Below are 16,508 nucleotides of genomic sequence, written 5' to 3'. Positions count from 1 at the left end.
GCCACCCTCCGTGACCGCCACGGAATCCTGTGTGAACGTCTCATGAGCCGCGCCGAGGGCGCCGACGAGCAGCGCCGGCAGCAGGCGGCGGAGCCTGGGGCGGACAGCGGATCTGGGGAGGGCGGACGGGCCCATGACGGTGCCTCCAAGGGGGACATCGGGGAAGGACTGGAGCGCAGGGGATCGCGTCCTGGGAGGGGGCGGTCCCAACGGCGCGTGGCTGTGCGCGGACCTGCCGTGCAGCATGGATCGCGCAGGGCCGATGTGGTTCGAGATGCCGAACTTCGGTCGCTCTCTCAGACAGGGATGATCGAGCCATGACGGTGCACCGTCAATACTCCCCACAGGAAAAGATTCCGATTTTCGTTCGAAAGTTTCGTATTTCCGTGGGGTGACACCCGCGTTACGACGAGGCCGGCGGCCGCGGGGAGCGGAGCACGAGCAGGGTGATCTCGCTGGGGGCGAAGACGCGGAACGGCGGACCCCAGAAACCGGTGCCGCGGCTGGTGTAGAGGAGGGTCCGGGTGCCGTGGCGGCTGAGGCCGGCGAGGGCGGGCTGGTCGAGGCGGACCAGATGGTGGAAGGGCCAGATCTGGCCGCCGTGGGTGTGCCCGGAGAGCTGGAGGTCGACGCCGGCGGCCGCCGCCCGGTCGACGAACTTGGGCTGATGGGCCAGGAGCAGCACGGGCAGGCCGGGATCGGCGCCCTCCAGGGCCCCGGCGAGATGGGCGCGGTGGCCCGCCAGGCCGGACGACCCGGCGGTGACGTCGTCCACGCCGGCGACCACGAGGGTGTCGCCACCGCGTTCGAGCAGCAGATGGCGGTTGCGCAGCGGCTCCCAGCCCAGCTCGTCCATCAGGTCGACCCAGCCCTGGGCCTCGCTGTAGTACTCGTGGTTTCCGGTGACGTAGACCCGGGCGTGGGCGGCCCGCACGGTACCGAGCGGGGCGGCCTGGGCGCGGCGGCGTGCGGCCGTGCCGTCGGCGATGTCACCGGTGTGGCACACCAGGTCGGCGTCCAGGGTGTTCACCCGCTCGCACACCCGCGCCGACCAGCGGGCGCGGTCCAGCGGGCCGTAGTGGGTGTCGGTCACGAGGGCGACCCGCAGCCCGTCCAACCCGGCGCCCAGCCGCGGGAGTTCCACGTCGAGCCGGCGCACGCGGGGTACCCGGCGGGCCTCGGCGTACCCCCAGGCGAGCAGGACGGCGCTCACGCCGAGGACGGCCCAGGTGACGACGCGGGCCCGGTCCTGGCTCGCTCCGGCCCCGGCCAGGGTCAGTGCGGCCCGCACCAGGACGCCGAGCAGAACGGACCACGTGAACAGCACCCAGGCCGCGCCCAGCAAGGTGTCACCGACGATCGCCGCCCGGTCCCGCTGCCGCCTGCCGTGACCGCGCGCCATCGCGACCGGCATACCGACGAGGCCCGCGGCGAACAGGACGGTGCCGGCCGGCGTGACGGGCCGCGGCCAGTGCTGGCCCGTGTACAGGAGCACCCAGCAGGGCACGGCCCACAGCAATACGGGGGCGACCAGCGGGAGATGGCGCATCAGCCGGTGCAGCAGGCTCGGCCGCGGAGCCCGCGCCTCACCCTCGGCGGGCCGGGTGCTGCTGGTGTCGGTCACGCTTGCCCTCCCTGACCGGTCGGTCCTCGCGCGCACTGTATCCGGTCGCCCTCGGCCGGGCGGATACGGTGCGCGGGGGAGCGGCCGCCGGGCCGGCGGAGGACCCGCGCGTCCCGCACCACCTCACCGCGAGCCGTCGTGTCCCCGCAGGTGCAGCGCGCGCAAGGCGACCTCCAGGGCGAAGCGGTGCTCGGGGTCGGCGAGCCGGTCGCCGAGGAAGGAGTCGAGGGTGCGCAGGCGGTAGCGGACGGTCTGGGCGTGGACGCCCAGCATCTCGCCCACCTGCTCCGCGGGCGCGCGGGAGGAGATGTGGACCCGCAGGGTCTCGATGAGCCGGCCGCGCCGGCTGGCCGGGAGTCCGTCCAGCGGGGCGAGTTCGCGGGCCGCGAGATGGTCGACCAGGGCGTGGTCGGACAGCAGCCACAGCGTGGTGAGGTGGTCCTCGCAGGCGATCAGCGGGGCGTCGGGAACCACTCCGTCGTCGACCAGTTGCAGGACGCGGCGCGCCCAGCGCACCGAGTCGGCGGCCTGGCCGAGCGGGACGGTGAGACCGAGCACGGCACGGGTGCCGGACAGGGCCTTGCCGATCATCGCCAGGCGCTGCGGGGTGAGGTTGCCGGGGACGAGCAGGTGGGGCTGGGGCATGTCGAGGTCGACGAGGACGTCCTCGTCCAGCGCGGCCTGGATGCGGTCGGCCACCGGGGGGCGCAGCGCGACCAGGGTGCACCGCGGGGGCAGCTCCCAGCCGGCGGCCTCGGCCAGCTCGGTGACGGTGGTCCCCGGCAGCGGCGGTGCGGCCAGGATGAGGTGTAACAAGCGTCTTCGTAACGCGGACACCTCCGACGCGGCCCGTTCCCGCACCTCCGCGTACCCCTCGCGGGTGACCGCCTCCAGTTCGTCGACGTAGGCGAAGAGGGCGTCGGCGAAGGAGAGGATGAGGGTGGGGGAGAGGTTGTGCTGCCGCCCGAGCGTCTTGGCGCGGCGCAGCGTGATCCGCGCGCCGAGGCGGTAGGCGCCTTGCAGGGTGTGCAGGTCGCGGCCTTCGTACGCCTCCACCCGGCCGAATCTGCGCAGCAGTTCGTCGCGGGCCTCCGAGCGCCTGCCGGGATCGGCCACCCGGTCCACGAAGGTGACCAGCGCCAGCTCCACACCCTGGCGGATCGCGTCCCCGCTCGGCCCGTTGAGCAGCCGGCCGTACACCGGGTAGGCGCGGGTGACCTCCGCTCGTATCTCGTTGAGCAGGCTCGGCAGTTCGGGCCGTATGAACGCGGCGAACCTCTTGGGCAGGGGGCCGAGCGGTTCACCGACTTCGGGGGACCGTGCGATCGAGGGCATGAGTCACCTCTTGCGCTCAGAAGTGTCCGGCGAGGCGGCCGGCCGGGCGCCGTCCGCCTCGCGCGCAGGGCGCCCGGCCCGGTCCACCAGGTGTCACACCGGTCTGGGTGCTGACACTTAATCAACTAAGCCGCCCGGTGTACACCGCTCCGGCGGATTACACCGGTGCCCGCCGCAGCCCCCCGCCGGAAAACGGCCGGGCGGTGGCCGTCACCGGACGGCGGAGTGCCAGTTTTGGGCCAGCACCTTGCCGGCGTCGGGTACGACGGTGCCGGGCGCGGTGAGGCCGGCCAGGAAGGTCTGGGCGCTGTTCAGGGTGAGGCTGTTGTTCCCGGCGGCGGAGGGCAGGCCGGTCTTGGCGTTGACGGCGGCGTTGATCAGGCCGACGTTCAGGCCGCAGCCGGCGGCCCCCGGCACCGCGAAGCCGTCGTCGTTCTGCGGGGCGCCGGTGAGGTCGATCCGGCTCATCTCGCCGGCCTCGTCGGCCGTGCCGTCCCCCTTGAAGAAGGTCATCCCGAACGCCGGGTAGTCGAGGTTCTTCGGCCGCAGCACGATCGGCGCGGACGCCGACCCGATGTAGCAGTTGTCGCCGAGGAGCGGGTTCTGCAGGTGGATGCGGACCGGCAGGGCGATGATCGGCATGTCCTTGAGGACGCCCGCGGTCTGGTCGAAGGCGTACGGCGCGCCGACGGACTCCATGGTGGCGGTGATCTTGTTCAGCTTGGAGTCGCTGAGGGACTGGCAGATGCCGCTGATCACCGGGATGTCGCTCGGACACATCAGGCCGAGCAGGCCGCCGGGGACGGTGGCCGGGTCGGCGACCAGCGCGCCGGAGGGCGGGGCGACGACGGTACTGGTGCCGTCCGCGTTCTGGACGACACCGAACTGGAGGTTGGTCCGGCCCGTGACCACGGTGGTCTTGCCCAGCTTGATCGAGCCGCCGGCGGAGGTGGAGATCACGCACTGCGGGGTCTTGCCGGAACCGTCGGCGGCCAGCATCGCCGGGGCGTCCACGGGGCAGCGGGTGAAGGGGGCCCACTGGCCGTTCAGCGTGGGCTCGGCGGCCGACGCGCCGCCGATGGTGGCGAGGGTGCCGAGCGCGGTCAGGGCGGCGAGGGCGGAGAGCCGGGTGCGGGGGGAGAGCCGGGGCATGGTGGTGGCCTTCCGGGGAGGAGGGGGACAGGGGGCGGGTGCCGGGCGCGGGCGGCTCAGCGCTCGGGGACGGGGATGACGAGGGGTTGCAGGTCCTTGGTGCACTGGTCGGGGTTGAAGACCTGCACCGCGCACGTCTGGCCCTGCATCTGCTTGACGTAGTTGCCGGGGCCGGAGACCGAGGCGGTGAGCAGGCGGTCGACGTTCTCGCCCTTGCCGCCGCAGTGGGTGAAGGCGGGGATGGTCACCTCGCCGGTCAGCGGGCCGCCGGAGCTGAGCAGATAGCCGACCGGCAGGGCGGGGGGCTGGTGCGAACTGCGGCCGGTCAGCACCAGGTGGTCGCCGGGGAACTTCGCGGGCTCGGGCTCCTCGGAGCGCAGCGGGCCTCGCGTCCGGCAGCCGGCACCGACGTCCAGCGGTGTTCCGTTGACCTCCAGGGCGGTCACCCGCAGGACCAGCGGGACCCGTACCCGTGTCTCCATCTTGGTGAACAGGGTGACGAACGAGGTCTCGCCCTTGCCGTCCATGGTCATGGGACCCGTCTGCTCCAGCACCATGGTGGCCTTCGTCGGCACGAAGCCGAAGGTCAGGAAGGTGGCCTGGAACGGCGGGGTTTGCGGCTTGTCCCGGTACCAGAGCGTTCCCTGCGAGCGCTGGGTGAGATAGCCCCCGCTGTAGTCCGGGAAGAGCTCGATGTCGGTGGGGCCCTGCTCGATCAGCGCGCAGGACAGGGGGATCAGCGAGGCCCCGGCCAGTTTGCGCACGTTGGTGTAGCCGGTGACGTAGGCGTTCAGCGAGGCCGAGGTGGACGGGTGCCGCTCGTCGTAGCGGCAGGGCGGGGCGTCCGGGCGGCGGGCGGCGGCGCCCCGCGGCGCCCGTTCCGTCACCGTCGGCGCCTTGCCCCGGCTCCCTCGGCCGTCCCGGCCGTCCGGAGAACCGGGGGTTCCGGATGCACCGGGGGTGCCAGGTGTGCCGGTATCCGGCGCCGGGACGGAGGGAGCCGGTGCGGCGGGGCCGGTGGACGAGGGCGCGGGATCCGGCTCGATCGGTACGGTGGCCAGCAGACCCCGCTTCGGCGCGTCCTCGGCGAGCGAGCAGCCGATGGTCAGTGCGGCGGGGTCGGCGGCGGTGCCGTCCGGGGTGTCGAGCGCCAGGTCGAGGTCCAGGGCGCCGGCGGAGAAGGCGAGGGCGCCGTCCGCGTTCGCGGTGACGGAGGCGACGTCGCCCGTCGCGGTCAGCGTCAGGGGTCCCGAGGCGGGCAGGGCGGCCGGCCGCGCCGTACCGCGCCAGGTCGCCTCGGCCGCCGACTCGCCCTGCGCGATCCCGATCCCGAGGCGGGTCACCGCGCGCACGCCGGACGCCCGGCCGCGGGCGAGGTCCGCCACCGCTTCGGCCGGCAGCTCCACGGATGTCGTGACACCGGTGGGGGTGAACGCCTCGCCCGCCCTGGCCGTGGCGGGGAAGTCCGCCGTGACGCGTACCGTCGCGGGCAGCTCCCCCGAGGGCAGCCGGCAGACGTAGGGGAGCGCGACATCGGCCTTCTGGGTGGCCGAGGCCGAGACCGCGGCCGGGACCATGGCGGCGAGTACCACGAACGCGCCGATGGCCGTGGTACGGGCACGGACCCGGGGCAGCCGCGGCGCGGCGGCGCGATGGCCTCTCATACAGCTCCAGTCGGTCGTACACCGGGTGGACGGGGAAGGGCGCCGGGAGGCGGGGCCGGGCAGTCCGCGTCCGCCCGGCCGGGGTGCGTGCCCGGCCGGGCGGACGCGGACGGCGGCGCCTTACGGGTTGGAGCCGACGATCTTCGGGATGGTGCCGTTGGAGGACTTGATGACGTAATTGCCCTTGAAGGTGGGCTTGGTGGTGGTGGTGACCACCGTGCCGCAGTTGACGGGGGCCGGGTTGGAGCTGACGACCAGCTCGCCCGCGACGCTGTTGACCGCCAGGACGCCCGTGGAGTTGGTGTAGGTGCCCGAGGCCTTGCCCGTCACGGTGAACTTGCACGCGCCCGCGGTCACGTTGGCCGTGATGTTGCCGACGTAGCCCGTGGTGACGCCGGTCGAGGCGTTGTAGTCCTGGGCCACGACCGTCCAGGGGGTGACCGCGACGGTGCTGACGTTGCCCAGGACGCTGGTGCACGGCGATGCCGAGGTGCCGAAGCTGATCGCGCTGATGGTGGCGACCGTGGCCGGGTTGCCGGTGGCGCTTGCCATGGTGCCGGACGCGCTGGAGACCGTGCACGTCATCGGAATGGTCGCGGTCAGCACGATGTTGCCGCTGTTCGTCGCGGTGTAGCTGCCCGTCGGGGTGACGGTCCAGACCGTGGAGGGAGCCGCCGAGGCGGGACCGGCGGTGAGACCGAAGGCGGCTGCGGCCGCACCCGCCACGACGGCGAGCCTTCTCGTGTGCTTCTTCATGGCGTCAGGGCTCTCCTTGTGGTTGAACGGCAGGGATGGGCCGCTGCTGAATCGAGGGGTGTGCGGCCCGCGGCTCGGTGTTCCCCGTCCGCGACCCATGACGTTACTGGCGGGAAACTTCGCCGAACAATGCCGTTGTTCATGATTCTTTGAAAACAGGAACCATCTCTTTCCGGGGTGAGTGATCCGCGGCCGGTCTTAGTCATCCACTGCCAAAGCCGGGGGTCTCCGGCGGCCCGGGAGGGGGTGTTGCCGGCCTGCCCGCACGCAGCCGGATCACTCACCCGGCAACAAGTTCCGGGGGCGGGTTTGTCTACGCCGTGACAGATTTCGCATGGCCGGACCGGCACTCCCCGAAAACCTGGAACCCTGTATTGCCCACCGCGGTTACCCGGCCGTAACGTGCCGGTGCGGTGCTCGGTGCCAGGTCGGCGACCCCCGCCGGCCGGGCCGTGGCGGATGTCCTGCGACCCCCGGTCCGCCCTGTCCCCGCCGAGGCGCGGACGGGCGGAGCGGGGTTGTCTGCGGGGTGACAAACGCCGGAACGGCCGCGGGGGTCGCGGGGCCGCACCCGATGCCGGCGGGCTGCGCACCACTTGACGTGCGGCACCCGTGAACTCGGAACCAACCTGCGTCCGCTGGAGGTGATATGGGCGTCGAAGTGGTGGTCGAAGGCCTGACCAAGTCCTTCGGTAAGCAGAGCGTCTGGCGGGACGTGACACTCACTCTTCCGGCCGGAGAAGTAAGCGTCATGCTGGGGCCGTCCGGCACCGGGAAGACCGTCTTCCTGAAGTCGCTCGTCGGGCTGCTCAAACCCGAGAAAGGCCGGGTGCTCATCAATGGAGTGGACATGGTGAACAGCCCCGAGCGGGAAATCTACGAGACCCGTAAGTTATTCGGGCTCATGTTCCAGGACGGTGCCCTGTTCGGATCCATGTCGCTGTTCGACAATATCGCCTTCCCACTGCGTGAGCACACCCGCAAGAAGGAGTCCGAGATCCGCCGCATCGTCATGGAGCGGATCGAGATCGTCGGACTGCTGGGCGCCGAGGACAAACTGCCGGGGGAGATCAGCGGTGGTATGCGCAAACGGGCCGGACTCGCCCGCGCGCTCGTGCTGGACCCGCAGATCATCCTGTGCGACGAACCGGACTCCGGTCTCGACCCGGTCCGCACCGCCTACCTCTCCCAGCTGCTGATCGACCTGAACGCGCAGCTCGACGCGACCATGCTGATCGTCACCCACAACCTCGACATCGCCGCCACCGTGCCCGACAACATGGGGATGCTCTTCCGGCGCGAACTCGTCACCTTCGGCCCGCGCGAGGTGCTGCTCACCAGCGAGGAACCGGTGGTCGCCCAGTTCCTCGACGGCCGGCGCGAAGGCCCCATCGGGATGTCGGAGGAGAAGGACGCCGCCACCCTCGCGGCCGAGGCGAGCACCGCCCGCGCCGCCGAGCCCCGCAGGATCGTTCCGCAGCTGGAGCCGTCGCCCGGCCTGCCGCACCGCCGCGCCGTCACCCGGCGGCGCGAACGCGTCCTGCGCATGATCGACCAACTGCCCTCCGCCGCCCGCGCCGCCATCCTGCGGACCTACGCGGACAGCGCCGCGGCACCCACCCGGCCGATCCCCGCCGCCGGGAGCGGCGCATGATCACCGGCGCGCTGCGGCAGTCCGGGCGGCTCTTCGCGCTCGCCGTCGAGGTCGCCCGCGCCATGTTCCGGCGGCCCTTCCAGTTCCGCGAGTTCGTCGAGCAGTTCTGGTTCGTCGCCGGAGTCACCATCCTGCCCGCCGCCCTCGTCTCCATCCCCTTCGGCGCGGTCATCGCGCTCCAGGTCGGCTCGCTCACGCGGCAACTGGGCGCCCAGTCCTTCACCGGGGGCGCCAGCGTGCTCGCCGTCGTGCAGCAGGCCGGCCCGCTCATCGTCGCCCTGCTGATCGCCGGCGCCGGTGGCTCCGCCATCTGCGCCGACCTGGGCTCCCGCAAGATCCGCGAGGAACTGGACGCCATGGAGGTCATGGGCGTCTCGCCCGTGCAGCGCCTGGTCGTGCCCCGGGTGCTGGCCACCATGGGCGTGGCGGTCCTGCTCAACGGCCTGGTCTCCGTCGTCGGCACCCTCGGCGGCTACTTCTTCAACGTCATCCTGCAGGACGGCACCCCCGCCGCCTACCTGTCCAGCTTCTCCTCCCTCGCCCAGCCGGCCGACCTGTACATCAGCGAACTCAAGGCCCTGGTCTTCGGGTTCATCGCGGGCATCGTCGCCGCCTACCGGGGGCTCAACCCGCGCGGCGGTCCCAAGGGGGTCGGCGACGCCGTCAACCAGTCCGTCGTCATCACCTTCCTCCTGCTCTTCTTCGTCAACATGGTGATGACGGTCCTGTACCTGCGGATCGTCCCGCCGAAGGGGGGCTGACCCGCGATGGCCTCCCCGCTCGCCTGGCTCGACCGCTCCGGCGACCACCTGCTCTTCTACACCCGGGCCCTGCTGTGGATCCCGCGCGCCCTGCGCCGCTACCTCAAAGAGGTCCAGCGGCTCCTCGCCGAGGTCGCCTTCGGCACCGGAGGACTCGGCGTCATCGGCGGCACCATCGGCGTGATGATCGCGATGACCCTGTTCACCGGGACCGTCGTCGGACTCCAGGGGTACGCGGCCCTCGACCAGATCGGCACCGCCGCGTTCACCGGATTCGTCTCCGCCTACTTCAACACCCGCGAGATCGCCCCCCTCGTCGCCGGACTCGCCCTCTCCGCGACCGTGGGCGCGGGCTTCACCGCGCAGCTCGGCGCCATGCGCATCAACGAGGAGGTCGACGCCCTCGAAGGCATGGGCATCCGCTCCATGCCCTACCTCGTCACCACCCGCGTCATCGCCGGGGTCGTCGCCATCATCCCGCTCTACGCGATCGGCCTGCTCTCCTCCTACGTGTCCTCCCGCTTGGTGACCGTCCTGTTCAACGGCCAGTCCCGGGGCACGTACGACCACTACTTCAACCTGTTCCTCTCCCCGACGGACGTGCTCCTGTCCGTCCTGAAGGTGCTGATCTTCAGCGTGATGGTGATCCTCGCCCACTGCTACTACGGCTACCGCGCCGCCGGCGGCCCGGCCGGCGTCGGCATCGCCGTGGGCCGCTCCGTACGCAACGCCATCGTGCTGATCAGCGTCACCGACTTCTTCCTGTCGCTCGCCCTGTGGGGCGCGACCACGACCGTGAAGGTGGCGGGGTGAGATGAGCCGACCACGAGGCGAGACGCTGCGCCGCCGCACGGCCGGGGTGGTGTTCCTGCTGGTGCCCGCCCTGCTGATCTGGCTCGCCGTCGCCGTCTACGACAAGAAGTTCACCTCCTTTGCCCCGGTGGTCGTCGAGACCGGCAGCGTCGGCAACGAGATGCACCCGGGCGCCGAGGTCAAACTGCGCGGCGTCGTCGTCGGCGAGGTCCGCGCCATCCACGCCACCGGCGACGGCGCCCGGCTCACCCTCGCCATGAAACCCGGCGCCCTGGACCGGGTGCCGTCCGACGTGCGCGCGCAGATGCTGCCGACCACGCTGTTCGGCGAACGGTACGTCGCGCTCGTGCCGTCCGCGCGCCCCTCGCCCCGGCCGCTGGCTGCCGGGGCCGTCATCCCGCAGGACCGCTCCGCGAACGCCGTGGAACTCCAGCAGGTCCTCGACAACGTGCTGCCGATGCTCACCGCGGTCCAGCCGCACAAGCTCTCCGCCACCCTCTCCGCCGTCGCCCAGGCCCTGGAGGGCCGCGGCGACCGGCTCGGCTCCACCCTCACCCGGCTCGACGCGCACCTGCGCCGGTTCAACCCCCAGCTGCCCACGCTCAACCGCGACCTCAAGGAACTCGTGAAGGTCAGCCATGTCTACGCGGACGCCGCCCCCGACATCCTCACCGCGCTCACCGACTTCACCACCACCAGCGGCACCCTCGCCGAGCAGGAGGCCCGTCTCGCCGACACCTTCGGCGCCACCACCCGGACGGCCGAGGACATGACCGCCTTCCTCCAGCAGAACGCGCAGAACGTGATCCGGCTCAGCGCCGCGAGCCGGCCCACCCTCGCGCTGCTCGCCGAGTACTCCCCGTCCTTCCCCTGCACCCTGCGCACCCTCGCCGAGTTCGTGCCCGCCATGGACAAGGCGCTCGGCAAGGGCACCGACCGGCCCGGCATCCACGTCGACGTCACCGCCGTACCCTCGCGCGGCGCCTACCGCCCCGGCCGCGACACCCCGGTCTACGGCTCCCGAGGCGGCCCCCGCTGCTACCCCGTGCCCTACCTGGGCACCGGCGGGGAACCGGCCGTGACGGCGTACAAGGACACCGGCGCCGAACTCGGCCCGGCCAACACCCCGCAGGAGAACGACCTCCTCAACGAACTGCTGGCCCCCGCCGCCGGCCGCTCCCCCGGCGAACTGCCCGACTGGAGCAGCCTGCTGGCCGGCCCGGCCTACCGAGGCACGGAGGTGACCCTCGGATGACCGCCCCGGACGCGCACACCCGGCGGCGCTCCCTGGCCGGGCCGCTGCTGAAGTCGCTCGCCTTCGTGGTGGTGACCGGCCTCGCCACCGCCGTGCTCGGCCTCAGCGTCGCCGACACCGGCATCGGCGGCCGCACCTCCACCTACCGGGCGCTGTTCACCGACGTCACCGGCCTCGACGAGGGCGCCGGCGTGCGGATCTCCGGTGTGAAGGTCGGCGAGGTGACCGACATCCGGGTCGTCCGCCACCGCACCGCACAGGTCACCTTCACCGTCCGCGAGGACCGCCGGCTGCCGCGGTCGGCCACCGCCGCAGTGAAGTACCTCAACATGGTCGGCCAGCGCTACCTGGCCCTCGACCGCGGCAGCGGCGACCTGACCGGCACCCTCCGGCCGGGCGACACCATCCCGCTGGAACACACCACTCCCGCCCTGGACCTCACCCTGCTCTTCAACGGGTTCAAGCCGCTGTTCGAAGGACTCTCCCCGAAGGACGTCAACGAACTCGCCGGTTCCATCGTCCAGGTGCTCCAGGGCGAGGGCGCCACCGTCGACAGCCTGATCCGCCACGTCGGCTCGCTCAGCACCACCGTCGCCGCCAAGGACAAGGTCATCGGCGAGGTCGTCGCGAACCTCACCACCGTCCTGAAGACCCTCAACCAACGCGAGGCCGGCTTCGACGACCTGGTCGCCACCCTGCGGTCCCTCGTCACCGGCTTCAACGACGACCGCAAACCCCTCGGCGACGCCGTCCAGGCCATGGGCGAGCTGACCACCGTCACCGCCGGGCTCCTCGAGGACGGCCGCGCGCCCCTGAAGAAGGACATCCGCGAACTGGGCCGGCTCTCGACCGGCCTGGCCGAACACACCCCGCAGATCCAGGACTTCCTCGACCGCAGCCCCGCCAAGATGACCGCCCTGGCCCGGCTCTCCTCCTACGGATCGTGGTTCAACCTCTACCTGTGCGAGGCACGGGTGAGCGACGTGACCACCTCCGACGGCTCCAAACCGCCGACCGGAATCGCGCTCACCGAATCGAGGTGCCGCGGATGAGACCCTTCGCACGGCGCGGTGGCACCGGCCGGCCGGATACCGCCCGGCGCCCGCGCTTCAAGCCGGTCAGGGAGCGGGACCCCCGTGCCGTGGCCGTCGTCGGACTGCTCGCCCTCGCCCTGCTCGCCGTCCTCGCCCTGCGGGTGGACCGGCTGCCGTTCGGCGGCGGCACCACCTACAGCGCCGACTTCTCGGAGGCGGCCGGGCTCGACGAGGGCGACGAGGTGCGCATCGCCGGCGTGAAGGTCGGCGAGGTCACCGGCGTCGCCCTCGACGGCCCCAAGGTGCGGGTCGGCTTCGAGGTCGGGGACGCCTGGATCGGCGACCGGACCACCGCGGCCATCGCCATCAAGACCGTCCTCGGCGACAAGTACCTGGCGCTCGACCCGCTCGGCACCGCCCGCCAGGACCCCGGCAGCCGCATCCCGCTGTCCCGCACCACCTCCCCGTACGACGTCACCCAGGCCTTCCAGGACCTCGGCGGCACCATCGACGCCATCGACACCCGGCAGCTCGCGGACAGCTTCGAGGCCATCTCCAAGACCTTCGCGAACTCCCCGCCCCACGTGCGCGAAGCCGCCGACGGCCTGTCCGCGCTGTCGAAGTCCGTCTCCCGGCGCGACACCGAACTCGCCGAACTCCTGCGCGGCAGCGCCCGCTTCACCCAGACACTGAAGGACAAGAGGTCCAGTTTCGAGATCCTCCTGCGGGACGGCGGCTCCCTGCTCGGCGAACTGCGCGACCGCCGCGACGCCATCCAGGCCCTGCTCAAGGGCAGCCGGGACCTCGGCACCCAGCTCAGTGGCCTCGTCACCGACAACGACCGGCAGCTGCGCCCCACCCTCGAGGCGCTCGGCCGGGTCACCACCGTCCTGGAGAAGAACAGCGCGCAGCTCGGCAAGACCCTCGCACTGGCCGGCCCCTACTACCGCCTCGTCGGCAACACCCTGGGCAACGGCCGCTGGTTCGACAGCTACCTGTGCGGCGTCGTCCCCCGCACCTACCTGCCCGCGGGGTCCGGCCCCGCGACCGGCTGCATGCCGCCGAGACAGCCGGCCGCGGCCGAGCGGAAAGGTGAGCGATGAGCACACGCCGGAAACTCCTCGTCTGCGCGCTCGCCCTGACGGTGCTGATCGCCGCCGGGCTCGCCGCCGTACGGGTCCTCGGCTCCGACGGCACCCGCCTGACCGCCTACTTCGACCGTGCCGTCGGCATCTACGCCGGGTCCGACCTGCGGATCCTCGGCGTACGCGTCGGCGAGGTGGAGTCGGTGCGGCCGCAGGGCACCACGGTACGGGTCGGCCTCCGGCTCGACGAGGGCGTCAAGGTGCCCGACGGCGCCCGTGCCGTCGTCGTCGCACCGAGCGTCGTCTCCGACCGGTATGTGCAGCTCACCCCCGCCTACCGGGACGGCCCGGCCCTCGCCGACGGCGCCGTTCTGCCCGCCGCGCGCAACCGCACACCCGTCGAGATAGACCAGCTGTACGACTCGGTCACCGAACTCGGCCGGGCGCTCGGCCCGGACGGCGCCAACTCCGCCGGCGCGCTCTCCGACCTGCTGCGCACCGGGGCGGCCAACCTCCACGGCAACGGCGCGGCCATCGGCGACAGCATCGAGCAGTTCGGCAAGGCGGCCAAGACCCTCGACGGCAGCAGCGACGACCTGTTCGGCACGCTGAGCCGGCTCCAGGCCTTCACCACCATGCTCAAGGACAAGGACGACGACGTGCGCACCGCCCAGGAACGCCTGGCCGACGTCGTCGGCTTCTTCGCCGACGACAAGGACGGCCTCGCCGGCGCCCTGAAGGAACTCGGCACCGCCCTGGGCCGGGTCAAGACCTTCATCGAGGACAACCGGGGCGCGCTGAAGGAGAACGTGGACCGGCTCGTCCCCCTCACCCGCACCCTCGTCGAGCAGCGGGCCTCCCTCGCCGAGGCCCTGGACGTGGCACCACTGGCCGCCGGCAACGTCGTGAACGCCTACGACCCCGACACCCGCACCCTCGACGGCCGCGCCAACCTCAACGAGATCAGCCTGGGCGGCCCGCTGCTGCCGCTGTACCCGACGGACGGCTTCACCGCCTCCGGGAAGGGGCGGCGATGAAGCTCCTCACCCGGCCCCCCGGCCGGGCGGCCGCCGCGCTCCGTGGACGGGCGCCCACCGGAAAGGACGCCGCCCGCCTCACCGCCGGCGCACTGCTCGCCCTCGGCCTGGTCCTGGCCCTCGGCGCGGCGACCCTCGGGGTGGCGCGCTTCGACGGCATCCAGGAACTGCCGCTGCCCGGCGGCGCCGACCTCGGCGACCACCCGTACACCGTCACGGCGGAACTGCGCGACGTGCTCAGCCTGGTGCCGCAGGCGGCGGTGAAGGTCGACGACGTGGCCGTCGGCCGGGTCACCGGCATCGAACTCGACGGCTGGTCGGCCCGCGTCACCATGAGGATCAACGGCGCGGTACGGCTGCCCGCCGACGCCACCGCCCGGGTCGAACAGTCCGGTCTCCTCGGCGAGAAGTACATCCAGCTCGCGGCACCCGCCCGGGAGACCGGCACCGGGCGGCTGGCGGACGGCGACGTCATCCCGGTCTCCCGCACCAGCCGCAACACCGAGGTCGAGGAGGTGCTCGGCGCGCTCTCCCTGCTGCTCAACGGCGGCGGCGTCAACCAGCTCAAGACCATCACCCGGGAACTGAACGCGGCGCTCGGCGGCCGCGAGGGCGACGTCCGCTCCGTACTGCACCGGGTCGACACCCTGGTGACCGACCTCGACGGCCACCGGGGCGACATCACCGACGCGCTCGACGCGGTCAACCGGCTCTCCGCGACCCTCGCCACCCGCGAGGACGACGTCGCCACCGTCCTCACCGGCCTCTCACCCGGACTGAAGACCCTCGACCGGCAACGCGGCTCGCTGCTGACCATGCTGCGCTCCCTCGACACCCTCTCCGGGGTCGCCGTCGCCACCGTCGACGCGAGCAAGGACGACATGATCGCCGACCTCAAGGCCATGGCACCCACCCTGAAGGCACTCGCGGACGCCGGCACGGACCTGCCCGACTCGCTCCAGGTCCTGCTCACCTACCCGTTCACGGACGAGGTGCTGCGCGGGGTGAAGGGCGACTACCTCAACGTGTACCTGGAGATGACGGCCGCACCCGGAACCCGGATCATCCCGCCGCTGGTGCCGCGGAGCACGCCCTCCCCGACGGCGAGCGCGCAGCCCGGCACGACGGCCCGCGAAGGCACCGGCAAGGAACGCCGGTCCACCCCCGCCCCCTCCTCGCCGCTGCCCCTGCCCGCCGTCTCCACCCCCGCCGCCACCGGTACCGGCTCCGGGACACCCGCACCGGGAGGTGAACTCGGTTGATCACCCGCGCCGTTCGGCTGAAGAACCTCGCCTTCCTCCTCGTCGCCGTGCTCGCCTGCTCCTACCTCGGCATCCGGTACGCCGACCTCGGCCGGTACGCCGGCGTCGCCGACTACTACACGGTCGACGTGCAACTCCCGCGGACCGGCGGACTGTTCACCCACTCCGACGTCACCTACCGGGGCGTCTCCGTGGGCCGCGTCGGCCCGATCGGCCTCACCGCGGACGGTGTCGTGGCCGAACTGCGCATCAAGAAGTCCGCCCCGCGCATACCCGCCGACGCCCGCGCCGTGGTCGCCGGACTCTCCGCCGTCGGCGAGCAGTACATCGACCTGCGCCCCCGCAGCGACGCCGGCCCCTACCTCGCCGACGGCGCCCGGATCGAGCAGTCCGACACCCAGGTGCCCGCACCCGTCACGGACGTACTCGCCAGCGTCGACGACCTGACCCGGTCCGTACCGCTGGAGGACCTGCGCACGGTCGTGGACGAGTTCGGCAAGACCTTCGAAGGGCACGGCGACGATCTGCGGGCGCTGCTCGACAGCGGTGACTCCTTCCTGCGGGCCGCCGACCGCAACCTGCCGTCCACCACCCGGCTCCTCACCGACGGCGAGACCGTGCTGCGCACACAGGCCGAAGAGGCCCGGGCCATCCGGGACTTCGCCGTCGGAGCCAGGCAACTGGCCCGCACCCTCAAGGGCTCCGACGCGGACCTGCGCCGCCTCCTCGCCGCCGCGCCCCAGGCCGCCACCCAGGTCAGCGCGGTCCTGCGGGATCTCGACCCGAGCCTCGGCGTCGTCCTCGCCAACCTGCTCACCACCTCCGAGATCGCCGTCACCCGGCAGCACGGCCTGGAGGAACTGCTCGTCAAGTACCCGGCGGCCGTGTCCGCCGGGGCCACCGCCGTCGACGGAGGGAAGCTGAACCTCGGCATGGCCGTCACCTTCTTCAAGCCCCTGCCCTGCACCGCCGGTTACGGCGCCACCCGCTACCGCAACGGACTCGACCTCGGCACCGCGCCCGCCCTCAACACCGGCGCGGCGTGCACCGCCTCCGCCGCGGACGGGTACAACGTA

The 16,508-nt window shown here is 72.2% G+C and carries 14 protein-coding genes; 9 read left to right on the top strand and 5 right to left on the bottom strand.

Features of this window, described 5'->3' with window-relative positions; all coding sequences use genetic code 11:
- Nucleotides 1–403: 403 nt before the first annotated feature.
- The 5 genes from H5J33_RS06555 to H5J33_RS06535 all read right to left on the bottom strand — a co-directional run bounded on the left by H5J33_RS06555 (nt 404) and on the right by H5J33_RS06535 (nt 6,531).
- A complete protein-coding gene (locus H5J33_RS06555; RefSeq protein WP_181793875.1) occupies nt 404–1,624 on the bottom strand; it encodes a metallophosphoesterase in 1,221 nt (406 codons plus the stop codon).
- A gap of 123 nt (nt 1,625–1,747) precedes the next feature.
- Nucleotides 1,748–2,959, bottom strand: a complete 1,212-nt coding sequence (locus tag H5J33_RS06550) for a helix-turn-helix domain-containing protein (RefSeq protein WP_181793873.1) — start codon at nt 2,957–2,959, stop codon at nt 1,748–1,750.
- A gap of 210 nt (nt 2,960–3,169) precedes the next feature.
- Entirely contained in the window at nt 3,170–4,111 is a 942-nt protein-coding gene (locus H5J33_RS06545; RefSeq protein WP_181793871.1) for a hypothetical protein, read from the bottom strand.
- Between the two features lie 56 nt (nt 4,112–4,167).
- Nucleotides 4,168–5,775: a DUF6801 domain-containing protein gene (locus H5J33_RS06540; protein WP_181793869.1), complete on the bottom strand. Its 1,608-nt coding sequence runs from the start codon at nt 5,773–5,775 to the stop codon at nt 4,168–4,170.
- A 120-nt stretch (nt 5,776–5,895) separates the two neighbouring features.
- Nucleotides 5,896–6,531: a hypothetical protein gene (locus tag H5J33_RS06535; RefSeq protein ID WP_181793867.1), complete on the bottom strand. Its 636-nt coding sequence runs from the start codon at nt 6,529–6,531 to the stop codon at nt 5,896–5,898.
- Nucleotides 6,532–7,180: 649 nt separating this feature from the next.
- Here H5J33_RS06535 and H5J33_RS06530 point away from each other — a divergent pair.
- The 9 genes from H5J33_RS06530 to H5J33_RS06490 all read left to right on the top strand — a co-directional run.
- Nucleotides 7,181–8,185 carry an ABC transporter ATP-binding protein gene (locus tag H5J33_RS06530; protein WP_181793865.1) on the top strand — a complete coding sequence of 335 codons (1,005 nt, stop codon included), beginning with the start codon at nt 7,181–7,183 and terminating at the stop codon, nt 8,183–8,185.
- Nucleotides 8,182–8,946 carry an ABC transporter permease gene (locus tag H5J33_RS06525; RefSeq protein WP_181793863.1) on the top strand — a complete coding sequence of 255 codons (765 nt, stop codon included), beginning with the start codon at nt 8,182–8,184 and terminating at the stop codon, nt 8,944–8,946. The genes H5J33_RS06530 and H5J33_RS06525 overlap by 4 nt, the downstream gene beginning before the upstream one ends.
- Nucleotides 8,947–8,952: 6 nt before the next feature.
- On the top strand, nt 8,953–9,759 hold the full coding sequence (locus tag H5J33_RS06520; protein WP_181793861.1) for an ABC transporter permease: 807 nt from the start codon (nt 8,953–8,955) through the stop codon (nt 9,757–9,759).
- Between the two features lies 1 nt (nt 9,760).
- Complete coding sequence (locus H5J33_RS06515) at nt 9,761–11,014, top strand: MCE family protein (protein ID WP_181793859.1); 1,254 nt, start codon at nt 9,761–9,763, stop codon at nt 11,012–11,014.
- Complete coding sequence (locus tag H5J33_RS06510; RefSeq protein WP_181793858.1) at nt 11,011–12,066, top strand: MCE family protein; 1,056 nt, start codon at nt 11,011–11,013, stop codon at nt 12,064–12,066. Before H5J33_RS06515 ends, H5J33_RS06510 begins: the two co-directional genes overlap by 4 nt.
- The gene (locus H5J33_RS06505) at nt 12,063–13,151 is read left to right on the top strand and encodes an MCE family protein (protein WP_181793856.1); all 1,089 of its coding nucleotides are present in this window, start codon (nt 12,063–12,065) and stop codon (nt 13,149–13,151) included. Before H5J33_RS06510 ends, H5J33_RS06505 begins: the two co-directional genes overlap by 4 nt.
- On the top strand, nt 13,148–14,170 hold the full coding sequence (locus H5J33_RS06500) for an MCE family protein (RefSeq protein ID WP_181793854.1): 1,023 nt from the start codon (nt 13,148–13,150) through the stop codon (nt 14,168–14,170). The genes H5J33_RS06505 and H5J33_RS06500 overlap by 4 nt, the downstream gene beginning before the upstream one ends.
- Complete coding sequence (locus H5J33_RS06495; protein ID WP_181793852.1) at nt 14,167–15,432, top strand: MCE family protein; 1,266 nt, start codon at nt 14,167–14,169, stop codon at nt 15,430–15,432. Before H5J33_RS06500 ends, H5J33_RS06495 begins: the two co-directional genes overlap by 4 nt.
- Nucleotides 15,429–16,508, top strand: a 1,080-nt coding sequence (locus H5J33_RS06490; protein WP_181793850.1) for an MCE family protein, incomplete at its 3' end; no start/stop codon positions are given. The genes H5J33_RS06495 and H5J33_RS06490, both read left to right, overlap by 4 nt.

Source organism: Streptomyces sp. WELS2, assembly GCF_013870595.1.
In the GTDB taxonomy this organism is placed as follows: Bacteria; Actinomycetota; Actinomycetes; order Streptomycetales; family Streptomycetaceae; genus Streptomyces.
Note: the sequence above shows the minus strand (reverse complement) of the source record. Positions and strands in the feature narration are given on the sequence as shown.